General features: G+C 71.3%; 5 protein-coding genes and 1 pseudogene. 5 read left to right on the plus strand and 1 reads right to left on the minus strand.

Features of this window, described 5'->3' with window-relative positions; genetic code table 11:
* The first annotated feature begins 205 nt into the window (after positions 1–205).
* Positions 206–838: a hypothetical protein gene (locus ACWEBX_RS13315; RefSeq protein ID WP_451884977.1), complete on the plus strand. Its 633-nt coding sequence runs from the start codon at positions 206–208 to the stop codon at positions 836–838.
* Positions 839–916: 78 nt separating this feature from the next.
* On the opposite strand, the gene ACWEBX_RS13320 is transcribed toward ACWEBX_RS13315, so the two are convergent.
* On the minus strand, positions 917–2,356 hold the full coding sequence (locus tag ACWEBX_RS13320; protein ID WP_451884978.1) for a gamma-aminobutyraldehyde dehydrogenase: 1,440 nt from the start codon (positions 2,354–2,356) through the stop codon (positions 917–919).
* Between the two features lie 187 nt (positions 2,357–2,543).
* Here ACWEBX_RS13320 and ACWEBX_RS13325 point away from each other — a divergent pair, with 187 nt between their 5' ends.
* The 4 genes and pseudogenes from ACWEBX_RS13325 to ACWEBX_RS13340 form a co-directional block, all read left to right on the plus strand.
* Entirely contained in the window at positions 2,544–3,059 is a 516-nt protein-coding gene (locus tag ACWEBX_RS13325) for an Lrp/AsnC family transcriptional regulator (RefSeq protein WP_451884979.1), read from the plus strand.
* A complete protein-coding gene (locus ACWEBX_RS13330) occupies positions 3,044–4,426 on the plus strand; it encodes an aspartate aminotransferase family protein (RefSeq protein WP_451884980.1) in 1,383 nt (460 codons plus the stop codon). The genes ACWEBX_RS13325 and ACWEBX_RS13330 overlap by 16 nt, the downstream gene beginning before the upstream one ends.
* 274 nt (positions 4,427–4,700) lie before the next feature.
* Entirely contained in the window at positions 4,701–5,438 is a 738-nt protein-coding gene (locus ACWEBX_RS13335; protein WP_451884981.1) for an ABC transporter ATP-binding protein, read from the plus strand.
* Positions 5,420–6,555, plus strand: a pseudogene (locus tag ACWEBX_RS13340) (hypothetical protein); the annotation flags it as partial. The gene ACWEBX_RS13335 and the pseudogene ACWEBX_RS13340, both read left to right, overlap by 19 nt.

Consider the following 6,555-nt stretch of genomic DNA (forward strand, 5'->3'; position numbering starts at 1 on the left):
GGCGCCATGTCGGGCCCTGTCGCGGCGCCATAAGGAAGACCGTTCCCGTGCCGTAACCGCCCCCCGGCTTGGCTGGAGCTCAGCACGGCACCGCGCACCCCGCCACGACCGTCGAGCCACGGCAGGTGACGGCACGGCGGTGCGTCAACCGTACGCCAACGCATCCGAACCGGCGGCACCGCCGCCCGCCCCATGGAGGAAGCCCATGCGTGCACTGGCCACCCGGCCACAACGACTCGCCCTGGCCTGCGCCTTGATCTCGGCCGCCACGCTCGGGACCGTCAGCGCCTCGGCGGCATCGGCCACCTCGGCGTCCGACAGGACCACCGTGACCACCACGGCGACGGGGACCGTCGGCTCGCCCCGGCTCACGCGGCACAACGGGAGCGGTGAACCGCCCAGGGGCGGCCTGCCGTCCGGCGGGGCCGTGCCGGCCATCGGCTACCGGCCGACCTCGGACGCCCCCGGCGACGTGAACACCGCCAACGACGCGTTCGCGGCCTGTATGCGTGACCACGGACAGAAGTACTTCCCGGTCTTCCACGCCTCGAAGGACAAGCGGGGCCGCGTCCGGTTCGACGTGAGGATGAAGGCGGACAAGGCATTCGATCCGGCCTCGAAGAGCTACCGGACCGCGCAGAAGGCGTGCGCGCCGATCCTGAAGAAGGCCGGCATCACCTTCTCGACCGGATCCGGGCTGCCCCCGACGACCGTGCCCGGCAAGCCCGGCAAGGGGTCCGCGGGCGGCTTCGGCGAGCTGCCCGGCTTCCACACGGAGAAGGGCGAGCCGGGCGCAGCCGACGGGCCGTCGCTCTCCGGCGTGACCGAGAACGCCTGAGCCGGCACCCAGGGGGAAAGGCGTGGCCCCGGACGGGATCGACTCCCGTCCGGGGCCACGTTCACGCGGGGTGGGCCGTCAGCCGTCCAGCGACGTCATCACGTGCTTGATGCGCGTGTAGTCCTCGAAGCCGTAGCCCGAGAGGTCCTTGCCGTAGCCGGACTTCTTGAAGCCGCCGTGCGGCATCTCGGCGACCAGCGGGATGTGGGTGTTGATCCACACACAGCCGAAGTCGAGGGACTTGGACAGGCGCATCGCGCGGCCGTGGTCCTTCGTCCAGACCGAGGAGGCCAGCGCGTAGTCGACGCCGTTGGCCCACTCGACCGCCTGGGCCTCGTCCGAGAAGGACTGGACGGTGATGACGGGGCCGAAGACCTCGTTCTGGATGATCTCGTCGTCCTGCTTGAGGCCGGAGACGACCGTCGCGGCGTAGAAGTAGCCCTTGTCGCCGACCTGCTTGCCGCCCGCCTCGACCTTGGCGTGCGCGGGCAGCCGCTCGATGAACCCGGCGACCTGCTTGAGCTGGTTGGGGTTGTTCAGCGGGCCGTAGAGCACGTCCTCGTCGTCCGGCTGACCGGTCTTCGTCTCGGCGGCGGCCTTGGCGAGCGCGGCGACGAACTCGTCGTGGATGGAGTCGTGGACGAGGACGCGGGTGGCGGCCGTACAGTCCTGGCCGGCGTTGAAGAAGCCCGCGACCGAGATGTCCTCGACGGCCTTGGGGATGTCGGTGTCCTCGAAGACGACGACCGGGGCCTTGCCGCCCAGTTCCAGGTGGACGCGCTTGACGTCCTTGGACGCCGACTCGGCGACCGAGATGCCCGCGCGGACGGAGCCGGTGATCGACGCCATCGCCGGGGTCGGGTGCTCGACCATCGCGCGGCCGGTGTCGCGGTCGCCGCAGATGACGTTGAAGACGCCCTTGGGCAGGATGCCGCCGAGGATGTCGGCGATCAGGACGGTGGAGGCCGGGGTGGTGTCCGACGGCTTCAGGACGACCGTGTTGCCCGCCGCGAGGGCCGGGGCGAACTTCCACACCGCCATCATCATCGGGTAGTTCCACGGCGCGACCTGGGCACAGACGCCCACCGGCTCACGGCGGACGATCGAGGTCATGCCCTCCATGTACTCGCCGGCCGAGCGGCCTTCGAGCATGCGGGCGGCACCCGCGAAGAAGCGGATCTGGTCGATCATCGGGGGGATTTCCTCGGACCGGGTCAGACCGATCGGCTTGCCGGTGTTCTCCACCTCGGCCGCGATCAGTTCCTCGGCCCGCTCCTCGAACGCGTCCGCGATCTTCAGGAGTGCCTTCTGGCGCTCGGAGGGGGTCTTGTCCCGCCACTCCGGGAAGGCCGCGGCGGCGGCCGCCATCGCGGCGTCCACGTCCGCCTGACCGGAGAGCGGCGCGGTCGCGTACGCCTCGCCGGTCGCGGGGTTGACCACCTCCGTGGTCCGTCCATCGGCGGCATCGCGGAATTCTCCGTCGATGTAATTGCGCAGACGACGCAGCTCGGTGCTCACTGCCCGGCCCTCCTGTCGGATGTCCAACGACCCAGGTGTCCAGTACCTGAGATGCCTGGACCCCACCCTAATCCGTGACTCCGCGTTTTCAACACCCCCGAACGGCCCAGAGCTGCGAAATCCGCAAGACACGTACCCGTAAACAACGAATTTCATCGCCCGAACCTTGCGGAACTGTCGATACGTCGTGCACAGTGGGGTCGTGGCCAGTCGAAGCGTGGAACCCAGGGACTCCCGCGAGTCCAGGAACGGCGGTCCCCAGTTGGACACCGTCTCCCTCGCCATCATCGAGCAGCTCCAACAGGACGGACGCCGCCCGTACGCCGCGATCGGCAAGGCCGTGGGCCTCTCCGAAGCCGCCGTGCGCCAGCGGGTCCAGAAGCTGCTCGACCAGGGCGTCATGCAGATCGTCGCCGTCACGGACCCGCTCACCGTGGGATTCCGTCGGCAGGCGATGGTCGGCATCACGGTCGAGGGTGACCTCGAACCGGTGGCGGACGCGCTGGCTGCCATGTCGGAAGTCGAGTACGTGGTGATGGCCGCGGGCTCGTTCGACATCCTCGTGGAGATCGTCTGCGAGGACGACGACCACCTGCTGGACGTCATCAACAAACGCATCCGGGCCCTGCCCGGGGTGCGCTCCACCGAGAGCTTCGTTTATCTGAAGCTCAAGAAGCAGACCTACATGTGGGGAACCCGATAGCCGTGAGCACCAAGGACCTCAGCAAGACCGCGTACGACCACTTGTGGATGCACTTCACCCGCATGTCCTCGTACGAGAACGCGCCCGTTCCCACGATCGTCCGTGGTGAGGGCGCCTACATCTACGACGACAAGGGCAAGCGCTACCTCGACGGTCTCGCGGGCCTGTTCGTGGTCCAGGCGGGCCACGGCCGCCGGGACCTGGCCGAGGTCGCCGCCAAGCAGGCGGCCGAGCTGGCCTTCTTCCCCGTGTGGTCCTACGCCCACCCCAAGGCCATCGAGCTGGCCGAGCGCCTCGCGCACCACGCTCCGGGCGACCTGAACAAGGTGTTCTTCACGACGGGCGGCGGCGAGGCCGTCGAGACCGCGTGGAAGCTCGCCAAGCAGTACTTCAAGCTGCAGGGCAAGCCGACCAAGTACAAGGTCATCTCGCGTGCGGTCGCCTACCACGGCACCCCGCAGGGCGCCCTGTCCATCACCGGCCTGCCGGCCCTGAAGGCCCCCTTCGAGCCGCTGGTCCCGGGTGCCCACAAGGTCCCGAACACCAACATCTACCGCGCCCCGCTCTTCGGCGACGACCCCGAGGCCTACGGCCGCTGGGCCGCCGACCAGATCGAGCAGGAGATCCTCTTCGAGGGCCCGGAGACCGTCGCCGCGGTCTTCCTGGAGCCGGTGCAGAACGCCGGCGGCTGCTTCCCGCCGCCGCCCGGCTACTTCCAGCGCGTGCGCGAGATCTGCGACCAGTACGACGTGCTGCTGGTCTCGGACGAGGTCATCTGCGCCTTCGGCCGCCTCGGCACGATGTTCGGCTGCGACAAGTTCGGCTACGTGCCGGACATGATCACCTGCGCCAAGGGGATGACCTCGGGCTACTCCCCGATCGGGGCGTGCATCGTCTCCGACCGCATCGCCGAGCCGTTCTACAAGGGCGACAACACCTTCCTGCACGGCTACACCTTCGGCGGCCACCCGGTCTCCGCGGCCGTGGGCCTCGCCAACCTCGACCTGTTCGAGCGTGAGGGCCTCAACCAGCACGTGCTGGACAACGAGGCGAACTTCCTGAAGACCCTGCAGAAGCTGCACGACCTGCCGATCGTCGGCGACGTCCGCGGCAACGGCTTCTTCTACGGCATCGAGCTCGTGAAGGACAAGGCCACCAAGGAGACCTTCACGGACGAGGAGTCGGAGCGCGTGCTCTACGGCTTCGTCTCCAAGAAGCTCTTCGAGTACGGCCTCTACTGCCGCGCCGACGACCGCGGTGACCCGGTCATCCAGCTCTCGCCGCCGCTGATCTCCGACCAGTCGACCTTCGACGAGATCGAGGGGATCGTCCGCCAGGTGCTGACGGAGGCATGGACCAAGCTCTGATCGCACCCCGCTGATCCCCGGCCGCGAGCCCGGCCCCGCCGCTTCCCCACGGTGGGCCCGGGTCTCCCGTGCGACTGACCAACACCGGCCCCGGTGGCGCCCGTTCGAGTGAGAATGGGCGGCCCGGGGCCGCGTGCTGTCCGGCCTCCCGGCCCCGACTCCTTAGCGTGCCCTGTGACCGATCGGCCCTGCCTTCGTTCCCCCGTCCGGGGGACCGAGCGACCTCGAAGAGATCGCCGGGCACGGCACATCAGCTCGGAACGAGGTGTACGTGATGGTGGCCCCGCCTGACAACGACGTGCTCTGGGCGCGCGCCCTGCACGTCAAGCACAACGGCTCGCCCGCGCTCAGCGGTGTCTCCCTCGGCATCCGTGAGGGCGAGATCCTCGCCGTCTGCGGCCCGCGCGGCAGCGGCAAGACGACCCTCCTGCGGTGCCTTTCCGGCCAGCTCCTGCCCCAGCAGGGCGAGGTCTGGTTCAACAGCTCGCCCGTGCACACCATGGGCCCGCTCACCCGCGAGCGGCTGCGCCGCGACCGGTTCGGCTGGATCGACCCGGTCCCGACGCTGATCCCCGAGCTGAACGCCTGGGAGAACACCGCCCTCCCGCTGATGCTGCGCGGCTGGACCCGCCGGGCCGCCAAGACCGCCGCCCTGGAGTGGCTGGAACGCCTGGACGTCGGCCGCTGCGCCCGCAAGCGCCCGCACGCCCTGCTCCAGGCCGAACGGCAGCGCGTGGCCGTCGCCCGCGCCCTCGCCCCCACCCCCACCGTGCTGTTCGCCGACGAGCCGACGGCCCCGCTGCACCGCGCCGACCAGACCCAGGTGCTCCGCACGCTCACCTCGGCCGCCCGCTCGCACAACATCACCGCCGTCCTCGCCACCCACGACCCGGACACCGCGGCCCTCGCCGACCGCACGGTGTCGCTGCTCGACGGACGACGCGTGAACACCGTCCACCTGCCCCCCGTCACCGAGACGGAAGGCCGGGCCGCGTGCTCGCTCTCCGTCTAGCCCGCGGGGGCCACCCCCTCGTCCAGCTCCGCCGGCTCCTGGTCGCCGCCGCCTCCGCGGGCACCGGGTTCCTGCTGCTGTGCACGCTGGGTTACGCGATGAGCCATCCGGACGCCTCGGCCGCCGGCGCGCTGCGCCTGGCCTGGTGCGTCGTGCCCCTCGCCGCCACGGTCTACTTCGCCGTCGCGGTCGCCCGCACCGACCCCGCCACCCGGCCCCGGCCCGGCCTGTCCGCCGTCGGCCTCGGTCCCGGCCGGCTGATGGCGATCTCCGCCGCCACCACCGCCCTGTCCACGCTCCTCGGCTCGCTGCTCGCCCTGCTCCTCTTCCTCCATCTGCGCGGCGACCTCACCGCTGTCCCCTTCGGCGGCGCCGCGGCGGACTTCCTCGCCTCCGGCCAGTCGCTGCCCCTGCCCGCGGCGCTCACGCTGCTCGCCCTGGTGCCGGTCGCGGCCTCGGGCACGGCAGCCCTTTCCCTGCGTCCCCGGGGCGGCCGTCCGGTGCGCGCCGCGTGGTCGTACAGCCGCACCTGGATGTCGGCGCGGCAGAACGCCGTCGCGAGCGCTCCACGGACCGCTGTGCGCGGCACCGGACGGCCGGCGGGCGGCGCTCCCGCCACGCCCGCGCCGTTCACCGCGCCCGGCGAGCCCACGGGCTTCGCGACAGCCGGCCCGGCCGAGGGCCTCACCGTGACCGGCACGAGCGACGGTCTCACCGTGACCGGCACGGGCGACGGGTTCCGGGACGCCTCGGCGGCCGTCGGGGGCGCCGCCCTCCCGGCACCCGACCCGCCGGCCGCTTCCGCGAAGGGCTCCGGCGGCCCCGACTTCCACTGGACCGCCGAGGCGTACGCCTCCGGGGAGACCGGACCGACAGCGGCGGAGGACCGCCGGGCCGCCACCCACGGGACGCCGGCCTCGTACCAGTTCATGGACATGCCGTACGTGGACGCGGACGCGCTGTACGGGGACACCCGTCCGGCGCCCGAGGACGCCGCCGTGCCCGGGGCGCGCCCGGACCCGCGCCGGGTCGCCGAGGCCGGCTCCGGCGGGCTGCCGCCCGCGCCGGGCTACCCGATCGGGCTCCCCTGGGGCGCGGCCTCCCTCCCCCCGGTCCC

It is taken from the genome of Streptomyces sp. NPDC005070, from assembly GCF_053600395.1.

Coding starts and splice junctions, on each gene's coding strand:
- ACWEBX_RS13315 (WP_451884977.1), top strand. CDS start 206: ATGCGTGCACTGGCCACCCGGCCACAACGACTCGCCCTGGCCTGCGCC.
- ACWEBX_RS13335 (WP_451884981.1), top strand. CDS start 4,701: ATGGTGGCCCCGCCTGACAACGACGTGCTCTGGGCGCGCGCCCTGCAC.